Raw genomic sequence first — 14,761 nt, 5'->3', positions numbered from 1 at the left:
AGCCGTGATCAAGGAAAGTTAAGCCAGATTGGTGTAACGATTCTTGGCACACGGCGCATGACCGTCACCCGAGGTGGGTATCAAGTTCGGTTACCCCGCGCACACGGACTGGAGTCTGTGCACGTCGCGCGCGGTGCCGGTGACCCCCGAAAGGAAGCCTTGGGCGCGGGGTGAGGCGTGGTCGGTGAGCCAGGTGGGGTCGATGTCGCAGACCGCGACGGTCACCTCGGTGCCCGCGAGCGCCAGGGGCAGCGTGTGCACGACGGTCGACGGGAAGCTCAGGATCGTACGGCCGATGGGGCCCCGGCGGGCGATCAGCTCCAGCGGGAGGTCCGGGCGGACCACTTCGAGGCCCACCTCGGTGGCCAGGCGGTGCAGCTTCTCGGTGGATTCCCTGCGGTGCGCGAAGTAGCGGGTGGCGCCGTGCGTACGGGCCAGGGCGCGGACCGCCTCCAGGTAGCTGTCGGGGTCGACGACACCGGTCTCGACGAGCGAGGTGCCGACGAGGTCGGCGCCCCGGGTGACGCGGGGCGGCCCGAAGCGGGCGCGGGTCCAGGCGAAGTCGTTGGTGGTGACGTGGACGCCGTCGGGCGCCGATGCGATCGGCATCGAGGAGAACACCTCGACGCGGCGCCGGGCGCTGGGCGTCAGGCGGCGCCGGGCGGACGCGGAGACCGGGGCGAAGACCAGGTCGCGGGGGCCAGGACGGCCGCCGCGCCGGTGCCAGCGCACCAGGCGCTCGCCGCCGGCGAGCTGCGCGACGAACTCCATGGTGGCGGTGCCGTCGTCCACGACGACGAGGTCACGGGCCCGGGTGATGGTGAGCAGGAGCTGTACGTAGCGCGAGAACGGGTCGCCGATGACGATCCGCCGGGCGCGGCGCAGCAGCGGGGTGAGGCCGCCGATGGTCTGGAAGGGGGCGGCGGCCCCGCCGCGCGCCTCCTCCCAGCGGACCTGGTGGCCCTCGCGCCGCGCCAGCTCCGCCATCCGGCGCAGCTGGCCTCGGGTCATCGGGTCGGTGGGCGAGAGGACCACCAGGGTGAGTGCGGCTGCCGCCGGGGAGGCCGGGGGTGGGTCGGCCGGGTCGGACGCGTCGAGCGGACCCCGTGGATCGGGAAGGACCCGCGCGTCAGGAAGGTCACGTGCATCGTGCGGGCCACGTGAATCGTGCGGGTCGGACACCTGGTCCGACGGGTGGTGCGAGTCCCCGGTCGGGACGGTGGGGCTGTCTCGCCGTGTCTGGGGAGGCACGGACGTGGCGAGGCCGACCGGCGCCGATGGCGCGGTGGGCGCTTGGGTGTGCGCCCACTCCAGCACGTTGAGGAGCTGGACGGGGCTCTCCACGAAGGCGAGCGTGGTGGTGGGCCCTGCCGGCCCGACGCGGGGACTCATGGTCGTACGACCGTCGTGTTCCGGGCCGTCAGACCGTGACCGGCTCGCCGGCGGCGGTGGCGATCTCGGCCTCCGCGACGACGCCGGTGACGCGGCGCAGCTTCTTCATCGGGCCCAGCTCCGACTCGTAGACCTTCTTGACGCCGTCACCGAGCGAGGACTCGATGGTGCGGATGTCGCGGACCAGGCGGGTCAGGCCCTGCGGCTCGACCGACGCGGCCTGGTCGGAGCCCCACATGGCGCGGTCGAGGGTGATGTGCCGCTCGACGAAGGTGGCGCCGAGCGCGACGGCGGCGAGGGTGGTCTGCAGGCCCGTCTCGTGGCCGGAGTAGCCGATCGGGACGTTCGGGAACTCGGCCTGGAGGGTGTTGATGACGCGCAGGTTCAGCTCCTCGGCCTTCGCCGGGTAGGTGGACGTGGCGTGGCAGAGCAGGATGTTGTCGGAGCCGAGGACCTCGACCGCGTGCCGGATCTGCTTCGGCGTCGACATGCCGGTGGACAGGATGATCGTCCGGCCGGTGGCGCGCAGGGCGCGCAGCAGCTCGTCGTCGGTGAGGGAAGCGGACGCGACCTTGTGGGCCGGGATGTCGAACTTCTCCAGGAACGCGACGGCCTCGGTGTCCCACGGCGATGCGAACCAGTCGATGCCGCGCTTCTTGCAGTGCGCGTCGATCTGGCGGTACTCGTCCTCGCCGAACTCCACACGGTGGCGGTAGTCGATGTAGGTCATGCGGCCCCAGGGGGTGTCCCGCTCGATGTCCCACTGGTCGCGCGGGGTGCAGATCTCCGGGGTGCGCTTCTGGAACTTCACGGCGTCGCAGCCCGCGTCGGCGGCGGCGTCGATGAGGGCGAACGCGTTGTTCAGGTCGCCGTTGTGGTTGATGCCGATCTCGCCGGTGACGTAGACGGGGTGGCCGGGGCCCGCGGTCTTCGAACCGAGGGTACGCAGGCGGGAGTTGGTGCTCATGGGGAAGACGTTCCTTACTTGTCGAGGGAGGGGCCGAGGATCCATGCGGCGATCTCTCGGATCGCGCCGTCGCCACCAGGGGTGGTGGTGACCGCGCGTGCGGCGCCGCGCACGACGTCGTGGGCGCTCGCGACCGCCACGGGCCAGCCGACGAGGCCGAAGCACGGGAGGTCATTGACGTCGTTGCCGACGTAGAGCACGCGCTCCGGCGCGATGCCCTGCTCCTCGCACCACTGCTTGAGTGCGAGGTCTTTCCGGTCGATGCCGTGCAGGACCGGGATCTTGAGCTTCCGGGCCCGCGCGGCGACGACGGGGTTCTGTTCGGTGGACAGGATCAGCATCGTCAGGCCCGCGTTGCGCAGGGCCGCGATGCCGAGCCCGTCCCCGCGGTGCACGGTGACGAACTCGCGTCCGTCGGCGTCGATGAGCACCCGGTCGTCGGTCTGGGTGCCGTCGAAGTCGAGGACGACCGCGTCGATGTCGGCGCGGGACGGGAGGGAGCCCGCCCTGTTCGCGTCGAAGAGGGGGGCCAGCGCGCGGGCGCGGGCGAGGTCGTGCGGGTCGTCGATCTCCAGGACCCGCGCGGGGTCGGTACGGACGAGTTCGGTGTGGCCGAAGAACCGGTGCTGGTGCGTACGGAACCCGGCCGCGTCCATCGCGTAGGCGGCGCCGGTCTCCAGGAGGTCCTGGGGGCGGTCCTGGCGGCGGGGGCGGAAGGACTTGTCGTGGTTGACGCCGTAGCCGCCGCGCGGGGTGTGCGTGGTGGCGGCGGTGTCCTCGCCGACCGCGGTGGAGACGGCCGGTCCGCCGGACGGTCCGCCGGACGTGCCGAGCGACTTCGCCGCGTGCGCCTTCGCGACCCGGGTCGCGTCGGCGGCGGCGCGGCTGCCCGGTACGGAGGGTCCGCCGGCGAGTTCGTCGGCGGCGTCGCGCCAGATGAAGCCGTGGAAGGGGGCGACCGTCACGGCGGTGTCGGCGCCGCCTTCGACGACGGCGCCCGCCACCGCGTCGATGTCCTCGCGGATCAGGAAGGGGCTGGTGCACTGCACCAGGAGGACCACGTCGACCGTGGCGCCGTGCAGCGTCTCGTGGGCGTCCATGGCGTGCAGGACGGCGGCCTCGCTGGTCGCGGTGTCCCCGGCGATCGCGGCCGGGCGCATCACGACCTCGGCGCCCGCCTGCCGCGCGGCGACGGCGATCGCGGAGTCGTCCGTGGAGACGACGACGTCCGTGACGAGCCGCGTCGCCCGGCACTCGCGGACCGCGCGCGCCACCAGCGGCACCCCGCCGACCGGCATGAGGTTCTTCGCGGGGACGCCCTTGGATCCCCCGCGTGCGGGGATCACGGCGAGGACGCGGCGCACCGGCGCGGCTCCGTCCACTTCCGGTTCCGGTGTGGTCATGGACTGATCTCCTTGCAGACGGGGTCGCGGCAGGCGGTGTCGCGAGGGAGGTACGGGGGTGGGGGTCACAGCTCGCCCATCCGCCGGATGACGGGGGCGACGCGCTGCACCCCGTGCCGGTAGGCGCCCCGGGCGGCGCGGCGCACGGCCTGCCGTACGACGCCGGGCTCCTTGTCGGCCGCGGGCGCGCCGGGCAGCGGCGCTCCGTCGGGGCCGAGGTGGTGGCGGGCCAGGATCCGCGGCAGATAGCCGGGGGCGGTGGTGAGGCTGTAGTAGGGGGCGAGCGGCGCGAGCGGCCGGCCCTCGGTGAGGACGCCGATCCAGCGGCGGGCCGCGTCGAAGGCGCCGGCGTAGGCCCCGTCGGCGGCGACGCCCTGCCGGGCCAGCCAGCCGGGGTCGGGCTCGGGCCGGTGGCCCTTGTCGAGCTGGTCCCAGGAGGCGAGGCAGCCGGAGCCGATGAAGTGGTGGTTGCCGAGCGCCTCGCGGATCCCCAGGTCGGTGAGGATCGCGGTGGGCACCCGCCGGTGCAGGGATTCGAGGGCCGCGGTGGAGCTGATGGTGACCAGCAGGTCCGCGGTGTCGAGTACCTCGCCCATGTGCCCGTACGCCAGCTTGCAGTTGTCGGGCAGCTCAAGGTTCTGGGCGAGCTTCTGGTACGGCAGTTCCTCGATGTGTGTGGTGTGCTCACCGGGCTTGGAGCGCAGCTTGATCAGGACCTCGCGGTCGGGGTGCAGCCGTGCGTGCGCCGCCATCCGCTCCAGGAGGTACATCCGGTCGGCGCGGCTCTCCGGTACGGAGGGTTGCGCGGCGAACACGATCCGCTGCGGCTCGGTGGGGCGGTGCGGCTCGCCGCCGAGGAACGGCAGCGCGGTCTCCACGACCGACGAGGCGTCGGCGCCGACACCCTCGTACACGTCGCGGAAGCGCTCGGCGTCCTGGCGTGAGTTGGCGAGGACGAGGTCGGCGCCGTGCCGCAGGAGCAGGCCGTCGGCGAGCTTCTCGTAGACGACGCCGACATAGCCGGTGACGACCACGGGCCGGCGCTCGCGGTCCCGCCAGGCGTACCCGAGACCGTGCAGCATGGCCTGGACGGCGCCGCCGACGAGGGCGAGCACGACCACGTCGTACGGGGCGTCCTGCGGAGCCTCAGCCCCGGCCTCTCCATCGGATACGTCCGTTCTGCCCATCGCGCGCAGGAACTCGACCGCGGTGACCTCCCGGAGGGAGTCCGCGTGGACGGCGACCTCCTGGAGCTGGCGGGCGGTGGGCGTGGCCCGGCCGCGCAGCAGGAACCCGTCTATACGGCTGCCCTCGACGAGGCGGTTCGCGGTGAGCGCACCCCACTTCCATCGGGTGTCGGAGTCGGCGAGGACGGCGACGCGCGGGGACTTCCCTGTACTTGCTGGCACCCGGAAGACGGTAGGAAGCGTTTCCGTTGTCCCGCCGAACCCAAATACAACAAAGGGTTAACAGCGGGTCGACGAATGGGGATTCCGGCTCGGAATCACACAGAAATCCGGGCGGTTCACGAATCCGACACGCTTCGTTCACCTGGTATCTCACCGCGAGTCAAGACGAATGCCGGACCCCCCTCTAACGTCGGCGGGGTGGTCAAGCTCTCCGTCATCGTGCCGTTCTACAACGTGCAGCAATACGCGCCAGACACTCTGAGAAGTCTGCGTGCGAACGCTCGCGACGACTTCGAATTCATCCTCGTCGACGACTGTTCGAAGGATGAGACCCCGGACATCCTGGAGCGGGCGTCGCGGGACCTCCCCGGCGCCGTCCTCCTGAGACACGAGCAGAACGGCGGCCTCGCGACCGCCCGCAACACGGGAATCGACGCGGCCCGCGGCGAGTACCTCACCTTCCTGGACGGCGACGACTGGCTCGCCCCCGGGTACTACCCCCAACTCCTGTCCGCCGTCGAGGACCTGGGGTGCGACTTCGTCCGTACCGACCATGTCCAGTGCACCGGCCGGGCCCGTTCGATCCACCGCGTGCCGCACGGCAGGCGCGGCGAGGTCATGCGGCCCCGCGACGCCATTCTGCCCGCCGACCGGACGACGTCCGTCGACTACGCCTACGCCTGGGCCGGGGTCTACCACCGCCGTCTGGTCGACAAGGGCCTCATCCATTTCACGGACGGGCTGCGTACCGCCGAGGACCGGCCGTGGATCTGGCGGCTGCACCGCGAGGCGGAATCCTTCGCGGCCGTCAATCTGCTCGGCGTCTTCTACCGGCGCGGGGTCGCGTCGTCGCTCACCCAGATCGGTGACGTACGCCAGCTCGATTTCATTCGTGCGTTCGACGAGGTCATCCAGGAGACGTCAGAGGACGCCGACGCCGAGAAACTGCTGCCCAAGGCCGTGCGCACCTATTGCGCGATCATTTCCCATCATCTGGGATCCATCGAAAGGTTCGAACCCCCCGTGGCGCGCAAACTGAAGGCCCTGAGCGCGGGGGCGCTGAAGCGGATGCCTCAGCCCTACCTGGACGAGGCGCTGGACTCCATGGATCTCCAGCGCGCCACGCGCCTGCGCCGGCTGCGCCGCCGTCCCGCCCCGGCGGGGGTGGCCGCGTGACCACCCGTATCTTCCTCTCGTCCACGCTCTACGGCGCGGCGACCCTCGCCGCCGCCCTGGACGCCGACTGTTTCGGCCCGGCCGACCGGAACGTGCTGCTCGTCGCGAACAATGCGGCGACCCCGGAGACCTCGCCGTCGCTGGACGAGATGCCGGGCTTCGAGCGGCTGCGGGGCCGCTTCGACGAGATCCTGTCGTGGAACGAGACGATCGCCCCGTTCCACCCGGGCGCCTGGGCGGTGCGCGCGGACGACGTCCCGCTGTGGGAGCGGCATCTGCGGCTCGCCTGGCGGCTCGGCGACGACGACGTCTCGCTGGTCGTGGAGTCCATCCAGGTCAACCCGGCGATGGCCGTGGCGCAGATCTTCACCGGCGCCCCGATCGAGGTCTACGCCGACGGCCTGATGAGCTACGGGCCGACCCGCAACAAGCTCGACCCGCTGGTCGGCACCCGGGTACGGCGCCTGCTGCACCTGGACCTCGTCCCGGGCCTGACCCCGCTCCTCCTCACCGAGTTCGGCGTACGGCCCGAGATCGTCCCCACGGACGCCTTCCTGAAGGTCCTCGGCGAACTCGGCGACGACGTGTCGGCCGCCGCGCTGCCGGACCTGGAGACCCCGGCGCTGCTGCTCGGCCAGTACCTCTCGGCGCTGGAGATCCTCACCGACGAGCAGGAGGAGGACCTGCATCTGCGGATGCTGCGCGGCGCGGTCGACCTCGGCCACCGGCGGATCGTGTTCAAGCCGCATCCGACGGCGCCGGCCCGCTGGTCACGGGGGCTTGAGGCGGAGGCCGAGAAGCTGGGCGTCGAACTGACCGTCCTGGACTCGCCGGTACTCGCCGAGGTGCTGTACCAGCGGATGCGGCCCGCGCTGGTCGTCGGCTGCTTCTCCACGGCGCTGCTCACCGCGTCCGCGCTGTACGGGCTGCCGGTGGCGCGGGTCGGCACGGACACGCTCCTTGACCGGCTCACGCCGTACCAGAACAGCAACCGGGTCCCGCTGACCCTGGTGGACGTGCTGCTGCCGGACCTGACGAACCGCAAGGCCGTCGAGGAGCAGCGGATCGGGAAGGCCGGCGACGAGCTGAACGGTCTGGTGGTGGCGGTCGGTTTCGCGATGCAGCCGAAGGTCTATCCGGACCGCCGGGCGGACGCCGAGAAGTATCTGACGGCCCATCTGAACGAGCGCACCTGGCGGTACTTCAAGCGACGCAGGCTCACCACGCTCGCCCTGCCGGGCGCGCTGCCCGCGCAGTTGTCGTTCCTGCCGCGCAACGCGACCGTGCGGCGGGTCGCGCGCAAGGCGCGCAGCCTGAAGCGGGCGCTGAGCTGACGGGCCGACCCGTGCAGTGACCCTCCGGGGGGTGAGAGCCGACCACGGCTCTCACCCCCCGGTCGCATTTCACAAAGCGACACACAGATGAACACATGACTTCCGTCGGGTAAATGGTGGCCTCCTCGAACAGGAGTTTCCTGTGGGCCGCCCTAAGGTGTGCTGAAAATGGCCGCGCGCCCCGCATTCGGACGAACTTCGAAAAGGTGTCGGCACGGCCCGGAAGAATCCGATCAAGCACGGAACAGCTACGCACAGGGGTTAACACCGTGACCGACACGCTGCGGACCGAGACGCTGCGGACACGGGTCACGCGGCCCGCCGTTTCCGAGGGCGCCGGCATTTCCGGAGGAGCCGCCGCTTCCGAGGCGGCGAGCAAGAAGTCCGGCGGCGGTCGGCTGCGGGCCCTGGACGGATTGCGGCTGATCGCCGCGCTGATGGTGGCGCTGTACCACTACGGGGGCCGGGGCGGCGATGTGTCCCGGGCGTGGGGTACCTCGCCCAGGGACCAGTTCCCGACGCTGCACCCGTGGTTCGCGTACGGCTGTCTCGGCGTGCAGATCTTCTTCGTGATCAGCGGTTTCGTGATCTGCATGAGCGGCTGGGGCCGCCCGCTGCGCTCGTTCTTCGCCTCGCGCGCCTCCCGTCTGCTGCCGTCGTACTGGGCGGCGATCCTGATCGTGACGGCGGTGTTCGCGCTGCCGGTCGTCGCGTACAAGGCGGTGTCGCCGAGCGACGCGCTGGTGAATCTGACGATGCTCCAGCAGCCGTTGGGGGTGAGCCGGGTCCTCGGCGTCTGCTGGACCCTCTGGGCGGAGATCCGTTTCTACGCGCTCTTCGCCCTGTGCGTGGTGCTGCCCGGGGCGACCCGGCGCCGCGTGGTCCTGTTCTGCGCGGTCTGGACACTGGCGGCGGCGCTGGCGCAGGCGTCGGGCGAACCGTTCCTGAAGCTGGTCCTGATGCCCGAGTACGCGCCCTTCTTCATCGGCGGCATCGGCCTCTACCTGCTGCACCGCAACCGCCGGGACGCGACCGCCTGGGGCATCGTCGGCGTGAGCTGGCTGATCGGGCAGCACTACGCGGTGGCGGGTCTGTGGCACGAGCCGGACCCGCGCGCCTTCTCGTACCGGTCGTCGGCCGTGATCATCCTGATCGTGACGGCGGGTTTCGTCCTGGTCGGCGCGATCGCGCTGGGCAAGTTCCAGTGGGCGAACTGGCGGTGGCTGACGCTGGCGGGCGCCCTCACCTACCCCTTCTATCTGGTGCACGAACACCTGGGCTGGGTGGTGATCGGTGCGCTGCACCGGACCCTGGGCATCCCGGCGTACGCGACGCTGCCGCTGACGATTCTGGCGATGCTGGTGCTGGCGTGGGTGTTGTACCGGTATGTGGAGGGGTGGATGACGCCGTTGATACGGAGGTTGTTGTCTTCGGGGGTGTCGGGGGCGGGGGCGGCTGGTGAGGCGAAGGTTCCGGTCGGCGGGGGCGCCGGGCGCTGAACCGGGCAGCGATGCGGCCCGTCGTGGTGGTGGGGGGCTTCCGGGAAAGCGAGAGGACGGAGAGCGCCATGTCACCGGATCGCACGGGTGGGAAAGAGAAGCGGAAGGCGCCGGAGCCGAGGGAACGGTACGGGGAACGGCGGGCGGACGGGCCGATTCCCCGGCGGAAGGAGCAGGCGAAGCCGGGGTGGGAGCGGGAGCGGGAGAAGCTGGAGCAGAACCCGGACGCCGCCGCGAAGAGGAGGGAGCGTCAGCGGGACAAGATGCGGGAGCTGCGGAAGAACCGCAAGGACGGCACGGCGGAGCCGCCGCAGCAACGGGGACAACGGGGACAACGGGAACAACGGCAGGACAGTGCGCAGCGGCAGGACAGGGGAGCCGCGCCCGCTGACGTGCCGTCCCTGATACCGGAGATCGCGGCGCTGGAGGTGTACGAGACCTACCGGGAGCGCATGGCGGGGTGGCCGGACATGCCGCCGGTGGGGTTGCGGGTGGCGCTGCATCCGGAATCGGCCGGGCAGGGCCAGGACGCGGTGGTGGTGCGGCTGAACACACCGCAGTCGGCGCACGGCCCTTCAGGAAGCGCGGTGCCGCCGTTCCTGGCCGACCCTTCGCTCGACATGATGGATCGCGCCGTACAGATGAAGGCGCTTGCCGCAGGGGTCGTGGTCAACGACTACGGCACGGCGATGGGGATGCACTACAACCTGCGGGCGGCGTTTCGCGCGGAGGAGTTCGGCGCGGACGACGCTTCGCTGTCGCAGGGCGGGCAGATCGGGTCGGCGTACGGAGCCCAGCAGCAGGCGCCGATGTTCGACGGGGTGGACATGGACGCGTTGCTCGCGGAGTCTTCCCGCGAGTACGTCGACTTCGGCGGCTACGCGGCGCCCGACAACTACGCGGCGTCCGGCAATTACACGGCATTCGACACGGCCGGCCTCGCGGCTGCTCCGGTGAACAGTGCCGCGCCGTACCTGTCCGGCACGGACTCGCTGTCGGCGGGGATGCAGGGGCTGACGGTCGCGCCGTACGGGGCCGGGGTGGGGGCGGGGGCCTATCTGCCCGAGCAGTCCGCCGCAGGCCGGGCCACCGGTTCCTACCGGCACCAGGGGCAGCCGACCGCCTATCCGGCCACGTCCGCCACCCAGCAGCCCTGGGGGCAGGCGCCTCAAGGCAACACCCGCCAGGGTCCTGCCCGGTAGCCGGTCAGATCGCCCGGGGGGTGTGACTCCCCCGGGCGTGACTCCCCCGGGCGTCGTGGCGGCACAGTGCTCGGCGTCTTCCGGGTTCGGCCGCCGATCCCTCAGCGTTCACCCATCTGCTGCCGGGTGGGGGACGGTGCGCCGCTGCCGCTGTAGGAGGGCAGGTCGGTCACCAGTTTCGTGAGGGCCGGGTCGCCCGCGTAGCGGCGCTCGTGAAGCTCGGCGATCTTCCGGGCTATGTCGGGGTCGTCGCTGTCGGTGGTGTCGTAGGAGACGAAGGTTTCGACCAGCGGCAGGCCGATCCGGTCGGTGTGGGCGTGCGAGGGCGCCATGAGGTACTCCCAGTACCCGTCGAGGTCTCCGAGGACGAACACGGCGCCGTACTCGAACGCGCCGCCGATATCCCTGCCGACGACGTATCGCGTGACCGCGTCGATCGACTCGCCCTGATGACGCAGGCTCGCAAGGGCCTCCTCGCGCTGCTCGGCGGTGGCGGTCTTCTTGAAGGTGAAACGGTTGTGGTGGTAGATCATTTCTCTCCCCTGACTTTCGGACGATCGGCAGACGTGCGGTGCGCGCGGGCGTTCGGGGGCGGGGCGGACCAGTAGCCGAGCAGCGCCGACACCGCCTGTTCGGCCAGGTGCAGGGCGCGGTCGAATCCGACGTCCTCGATCGACCCGATGCCGGCGAGACCGTGCAGCGTGCCCCACAGCAGGTCGCAGGCGTCGTCGAGGTCGACCGGCTCGGCTCCGGTCTCGGCCGCCCAGGCACGGACGACGCGCCTGGTGAAGGCGAGCACTTCGGCGGCGGCTGCGCGGCGGGTGGAAGCGTCGATGTCTGTGCCGGCCCCGCCCGACACGAGCTGATACGGACCGGGCTGCGAACGAGCGAACTCCAGGTACGCGGCTGCCGCCAGATACGGGGCCCGCGACGACGGCCCGTCCGTCACCGCGGACTGCATCCGCTCCAGCAGGTCGGCATTGGCCCGTTCCAGCAGCTCTCGCAGCACGGCGCTTTTGCTCGGGAAGTGCTGGTAGATCACCGGCGCGCTGTAGCCGATCTCGGCGGCGATCCGCCGGATCGTCACGGCCTGCCAGCCCTCGGCCTCCGCCATGCGGCCGGCAGTGTCCAGGATCTCGGCGAACGTCCGCCGACGAACCTCTTCCCGCTTACCCATCTGAAACCCTAACGCCGTTAGATGACCTAACGGCGTTAGTATTTTCCTCAACCCCGCTTATGTCAAGGGGGGTCGAGACCGACGAAGCGCTGGGATCCGACGACGAACGGACAGTGGGCCCGGCTGGAGACATCTCATGTCGTCGGCGGGATCAATGACGCCCTGGGGCGGCGTCCTCGTCTACCGGCGTGAGAACCAGGACTGCGCCGCATGGGGAATTCCGCCGGCTCGGATCGAGCAGGACGATCGCCCAGTGGCCGGTTGGTTCGGCGGGGCGGCCTTCGGGACCAGTCGTGGATCCTGCGCGTGGGCGCGCGATTTCCGATCCTGAGACCGTCCGGTGCGGGCATGTTCGTTGCGGGGACCGATCAGGCGATGATGCGGCGCGCGCGAGGGAGTGGGCGAGGGCCGGCGCGGGATCAGGCGCCTCAAGCGCCACGGGACCGTCGCCACAAGGTGCGACGAAGTCGCCGTCCGCTGCGAAGCGACCGTGCTGGTCGCGCCATCAACGAACGGCTGTGACCAGCACTTTCACAGACGACCTAGGTCCTGTCGTCGGCCTCGTCGGCCTGGAAGGCCGGGGTGTCCGGGGTCGAGGCGGCGGAGTCCTCGGTCCGGGGCGGCGACTGGCGTTGGACGACCTCCAGTACCTCCCCGAGGGCCGCCTCGGCCTCCAGGACGAGGTTGGTCAACTCGTCGATACGGCGGGTCAGTTCCGCGTTGACCGCCTCTTCGGCGAGGTAGTCGGCGTCGTCAGCCACTGTTCCCCCTTGTCGGACGTGGGAGGAGCAGCGTAGCGGGACCCGACCCGTCGGATTCATTCCCAGGTGTGGGGGCCCGGATGACCGGCGAAGAGCCCGCATGCTTCGTGGTCGACGCGGTCGTGGTGGTCGGGGTGGTCAGGGTGGTCAGGGTGGGAGCTGATCGGGCAGGTGTCGCGCATTTCGACCCCGGCGCGCCACCAGACCCAGGTCATACGGCCGGTCTCGTCCTGGGCCTCGATGATGCCGGCGGCGTGGTGCTCGTCGTACTCGTCGTGCTCGTGGAGTTCGCATTCGAGGACGAGGGCGGCGTCGTCGTCGGCGTAGACGCCTGCGAGGCGGCAGGCTTCGGTCTGCATGTCGGGTGGGGGTGCGAATTGGCTGGTGCAGCGTTTCATGGGGTGGCCGGGGGTGGGGTGAGGGGTCGGTAGATGATGCGGGGCTGGTTCATGGTCCAGTCGCCGTGGCCGGGGAGTACGAGGGTGCGGGAGGTGTTGTTGACGGGGGGCCGGAGGTCGTGGACCGCGTGGATCTGTCCCTGTACGCGTACGCGGTCGCCGATCCGCACACTGTCCGGCCCGACCTTCATCGCCACGGCGCCTGCCGGGCAGTCGGGGTCGAGGTCGGTCGGGTAGGTGGCGACCGAGTCGATGTCGGTGATCCATTCCTGGCCGGAGTCGCCGGAGAGACGTACGGAGCCGCCGTTGCGGACGGTGACCACCCCTCGGCGGCGCGCGTGGTCGTCCCAGACGACGTCGCCCACGTCGAATCCCCAGCGCACGGGGGCCGTGTGCATCCAGGTGCGCCAGGGCTGGGTGGTGATTTCGCGGTAGGAGTGGTGAGAGGGGTTGCGCCCGCTGTGGTTGAGGGCCCAGTTCTGGGGGTCGGCGAAGTCTTCGTCGGTGTCCGAGGCGGCTTCGCATACGGCGCATTGCATGGCGTACGTGGTGGCTTCGGCGTCCGGTTCTAGGTCGGGTTCGAGGGTCCACCGCTCGTGGCGGATGACGGAGCGGGTACTCATACGGCGCGCTCCGCCCGCTGGTTGGCGGCTTTGACGGCGGCGCTGAGGCGTTCGGTGGGGGTGGCGGGGCGGATGCGAGCGGGATCGGCTTCCCATTCGCGACCGCCACCCACGGGGCGCAGCATGACGTAGGGCCCGGCGCGGTCCCGGTACTCCCCCACCTTGTGTGTTCCGGGGTCGTACACGACCGCCCCGCGCTCCGGAACCACCGGATTTGCCTCCACCTGCCTCGCCATCGCCGCTCCCTAGGTCTCTTTTTCTGTCTGCCCGCAATCGAGCAATCACGTTGTGTAGAACTAGAGTCGAGTGGCGACGCTCACTCTGACCAGTAGGAACCGGGTGACAAGCGACTTGTCGCAAAGGGGAGTCAGGCTATGGGTACTGCTTACGGCAACTGGCTGAGGGAACAGCGGGAGGCTGCGGGTCTCACGCAACAGGAGTTGGCCGATGCCGCCCTGATGACCCGCTCGCACATCTCGCACATCGAGGCGGGACGCCGCATCCCGTCCGTGGAGGACGCACTGAGGCTGGATCGGGCGCTGAACACAGGAAATGTGCTCAGCAACTTCCGTCCCGAAAGTGACCAGGAGGTGGCCGACTATTTCGAACCGGCACGCGTCCTCGAACAACAAGCCAAGGTGATCCACGAGTTCGCGATCTCGTTCGTGCCCGGCATCCTTCAGACGGAGCCGTACGCCCGTACGGTCCTGAACGCCGCATATCCCCCGTTCAGTGAGGCGGAGCGTGACAAGACGCTCGTCGCACGCCTTGCACGCGGCAGGATTCTCGACGATCCCCTGACACCCGTAGTCTGGGCTCTGTTGGACGAGTCCGTGTTACGGCGCCCGGTGGGTGGACCGAAGGTCATGGCCGAGCAGCTCACGCACATCGTGCGCCTGGCCGAGGTCGGACGGGTGCGTGTGCATGTGATGCCCTTCGGGTTGGGGGTGCACCCGCTCATGCAGAGCATGTTGACGCTGATGTGGTTCGAGGACCAACCCCCCGTCGCCTACAGCGAAGGCTCGCGCATCGGGAAGGTGCACGACTCTCCGGCAGCGCTTGAGCAACTTCAAGGGCGATACGCTCTCGCACTGAGCGACGCGCTGCCTCTGCGAGAGTCACTCGCCCTACTGAGGACGACAGCAAAGGAATACGGACACCATGACTGAGCACACGATCACGGACGCCTCCATACTGAGCGGCTGGCGCAAGTCGTCGTACAGCAACAGTGAGGCCGGAAGCTGCGTCGAGGTGCTGGATGGGTACCCGTCCGGAGTTCCGGTCCGCGACTCCAAGAACCCGCACGGTCCGGCGCTCGTCATCGAACCGTCCGCATGGTCGTCGTTCGTGTCGGCCGTCCAGGACCCGCACCTCGGAAACTGAAGCCTCACCTCAAACTCTCACCCAGGCCCCATCGTCC

At 70.2% G+C, this 14,761-nt stretch carries 16 protein-coding genes; 6 read left to right on the top strand and 10 right to left on the bottom strand.

Annotated elements, in window-relative coordinates; all coding sequences use genetic code 11:
- Positions 1-90: 90 nt before the first annotated feature.
- The 4 genes from ACIQNU_RS11555 to ACIQNU_RS11540 all read right to left on the bottom strand — a co-directional run bounded on the left by ACIQNU_RS11555 (position 91) and on the right by ACIQNU_RS11540 (position 5,171).
- Positions 91-1,392: a hypothetical protein gene (locus ACIQNU_RS11555; RefSeq protein ID WP_401364421.1), complete on the bottom strand. Its 1,302-nt coding sequence runs from the start codon at positions 1,390-1,392 to the stop codon at positions 91-93.
- 28 nt (positions 1,393-1,420) lie between these two features.
- On the bottom strand, positions 1,421-2,359 hold the full coding sequence (locus tag ACIQNU_RS11550) for an N-acetylneuraminate synthase family protein (protein ID WP_401364419.1): 939 nt from the start codon (positions 2,357-2,359) through the stop codon (positions 1,421-1,423).
- Between the two features lie 14 nt (positions 2,360-2,373).
- Positions 2,374-3,762, bottom strand: a complete 1,389-nt coding sequence (locus tag ACIQNU_RS11545) for a cytidylyltransferase domain-containing protein (RefSeq protein ID WP_401364416.1) — start codon at positions 3,760-3,762, stop codon at positions 2,374-2,376.
- Positions 3,763-3,827: 65 nt separating this feature from the next.
- Positions 3,828-5,171 (bottom strand): DUF6716 putative glycosyltransferase, encoded by a 1,344-nt coding sequence (locus ACIQNU_RS11540; protein ID WP_401364413.1) that lies wholly within the window; start codon positions 5,169-5,171, stop codon positions 3,828-3,830.
- A 198-nt stretch (positions 5,172-5,369) separates the two neighbouring features.
- Here ACIQNU_RS11540 and ACIQNU_RS11535 point away from each other — a divergent pair, with 198 nt between their 5' ends.
- The 4 genes from ACIQNU_RS11535 (at position 5,370) to ACIQNU_RS11520 (ending at position 10,382) form a co-directional block, all read left to right on the top strand.
- Positions 5,370-6,347, top strand: coding sequence for a glycosyltransferase family 2 protein (locus ACIQNU_RS11535; RefSeq protein ID WP_401364411.1), 978 nt, complete (start codon positions 5,370-5,372; stop codon positions 6,345-6,347).
- A complete protein-coding gene (locus ACIQNU_RS11530; protein ID WP_401364408.1) occupies positions 6,344-7,681 on the top strand; it encodes a polysialyltransferase family glycosyltransferase in 1,338 nt (445 codons plus the stop codon). The genes ACIQNU_RS11535 and ACIQNU_RS11530 overlap by 4 nt, the downstream gene beginning before the upstream one ends.
- A gap of 341 nt (positions 7,682-8,022) precedes the next feature.
- A complete protein-coding gene (locus ACIQNU_RS11525; RefSeq protein WP_401365594.1) occupies positions 8,023-9,180 on the top strand; it encodes an acyltransferase family protein in 1,158 nt (385 codons plus the stop codon).
- Between the two features lie 68 nt (positions 9,181-9,248).
- Positions 9,249-10,382 carry a hypothetical protein gene (locus ACIQNU_RS11520; protein WP_401364405.1) on the top strand — a complete coding sequence of 378 codons (1,134 nt, stop codon included), beginning with the start codon at positions 9,249-9,251 and terminating at the stop codon, positions 10,380-10,382.
- Between the two features lie 101 nt (positions 10,383-10,483).
- On the opposite strand, the gene ACIQNU_RS11515 is transcribed toward ACIQNU_RS11520, so the two are convergent.
- From ACIQNU_RS11515 to ACIQNU_RS11490, 6 genes are all read right to left on the bottom strand, one after another.
- The gene (locus ACIQNU_RS11515) at positions 10,484-10,915 is read right to left on the bottom strand and encodes a Dabb family protein (RefSeq protein ID WP_401364402.1); all 432 of its coding nucleotides are present in this window, start codon (positions 10,913-10,915) and stop codon (positions 10,484-10,486) included.
- Positions 10,912-11,559: a TetR/AcrR family transcriptional regulator gene (locus tag ACIQNU_RS11510; RefSeq protein ID WP_401364400.1), complete on the bottom strand. Its 648-nt coding sequence runs from the start codon at positions 11,557-11,559 to the stop codon at positions 10,912-10,914. Before ACIQNU_RS11510 ends, ACIQNU_RS11515 begins: the two co-directional genes overlap by 4 nt.
- Positions 11,560-12,101: 542 nt before the next feature.
- Complete coding sequence (locus ACIQNU_RS11505) at positions 12,102-12,320, bottom strand: hypothetical protein (RefSeq protein WP_401364398.1); 219 nt, start codon at positions 12,318-12,320, stop codon at positions 12,102-12,104.
- 56 nt (positions 12,321-12,376) lie between these two features.
- Positions 12,377-12,679, bottom strand: coding sequence for a hypothetical protein (locus ACIQNU_RS11500; protein ID WP_401364395.1), 303 nt, complete (start codon positions 12,677-12,679; stop codon positions 12,377-12,379).
- 35 nt (positions 12,680-12,714) lie between these two features.
- Complete coding sequence (locus tag ACIQNU_RS11495; RefSeq protein ID WP_401364394.1) at positions 12,715-13,341, bottom strand: hypothetical protein; 627 nt, start codon at positions 13,339-13,341, stop codon at positions 12,715-12,717.
- Positions 13,338-13,577 carry a hypothetical protein gene (locus ACIQNU_RS11490; RefSeq protein ID WP_401364392.1) on the bottom strand — a complete coding sequence of 80 codons (240 nt, stop codon included), beginning with the start codon at positions 13,575-13,577 and terminating at the stop codon, positions 13,338-13,340. The genes ACIQNU_RS11495 and ACIQNU_RS11490 overlap by 4 nt, the downstream gene beginning before the upstream one ends.
- A 138-nt stretch (positions 13,578-13,715) precedes the next feature.
- Here ACIQNU_RS11490 and ACIQNU_RS11485 point away from each other — a divergent pair, with 138 nt between their 5' ends.
- Complete coding sequence (locus ACIQNU_RS11485; RefSeq protein WP_401364389.1) at positions 13,716-14,510, top strand: Scr1 family TA system antitoxin-like transcriptional regulator; 795 nt, start codon at positions 13,716-13,718, stop codon at positions 14,508-14,510.
- Positions 14,503-14,724 (top strand): DUF397 domain-containing protein, encoded by a 222-nt coding sequence (locus ACIQNU_RS11480; protein ID WP_401364386.1) that lies wholly within the window; start codon positions 14,503-14,505, stop codon positions 14,722-14,724. The genes ACIQNU_RS11485 and ACIQNU_RS11480 overlap by 8 nt, the downstream gene beginning before the upstream one ends.
- Positions 14,725-14,761: the final 37 nt, after the last annotated feature.

Source organism: Streptomyces sp. NPDC091292 (assembly GCF_044757265.1).
Classification (GTDB): domain Bacteria; phylum Actinomycetota; class Actinomycetes; order Streptomycetales; family Streptomycetaceae; genus Streptomyces.
Note: the sequence above shows the minus strand (reverse complement) of the source record. Positions and strands in the feature narration are given on the sequence as shown.

What these genes read in the sequence shown, in the direction of transcription:
- ACIQNU_RS11520 (WP_401364405.1), top strand. Translation starts at nt 9,249, where the DNA reads ATGTCACCGGATCGCACGGGTGGGAAAGAGAAGCGGAAGGCGCCGGAG.
- ACIQNU_RS11485 (WP_401364389.1), top strand. Translation starts at nt 13,716, where the DNA reads ATGGGTACTGCTTACGGCAACTGGCTGAGGGAACAGCGGGAGGCTGCG.
- ACIQNU_RS11495 (WP_401364394.1), bottom strand. Translation starts at nt 13,341, where the DNA reads ATGAGTACCCGCTCCGTCATCCGCCACGAGCGGTGGACCCTCGAACCC.
- ACIQNU_RS11545 (WP_401364416.1), bottom strand. Translation starts at nt 3,762, where the DNA reads ATGACCACACCGGAACCGGAAGTGGACGGAGCCGCGCCGGTGCGCCGC.
- ACIQNU_RS11510 (WP_401364400.1), bottom strand. Translation starts at nt 11,559, where the DNA reads ATGGGTAAGCGGGAAGAGGTTCGTCGGCGGACGTTCGCCGAGATCCTG.
- ACIQNU_RS11490 (WP_401364392.1), bottom strand. Translation starts at nt 13,577, where the DNA reads ATGGCGAGGCAGGTGGAGGCAAATCCGGTGGTTCCGGAGCGCGGGGCG.
- ACIQNU_RS11480 (WP_401364386.1), top strand. Translation starts at nt 14,503, where the DNA reads ATGACTGAGCACACGATCACGGACGCCTCCATACTGAGCGGCTGGCGC.
- ACIQNU_RS11555 (WP_401364421.1), bottom strand. Translation starts at nt 1,392, where the DNA reads ATGAGTCCCCGCGTCGGGCCGGCAGGGCCCACCACCACGCTCGCCTTC.
- ACIQNU_RS11500 (WP_401364395.1), bottom strand. Translation starts at nt 12,679, where the DNA reads ATGCAGACCGAAGCCTGCCGCCTCGCAGGCGTCTACGCCGACGACGAC.
- ACIQNU_RS11515 (WP_401364402.1), bottom strand. Translation starts at nt 10,915, where the DNA reads ATGATCTACCACCACAACCGTTTCACCTTCAAGAAGACCGCCACCGCC.
- ACIQNU_RS11550 (WP_401364419.1), bottom strand. Translation starts at nt 2,359, where the DNA reads ATGAGCACCAACTCCCGCCTGCGTACCCTCGGTTCGAAGACCGCGGGC.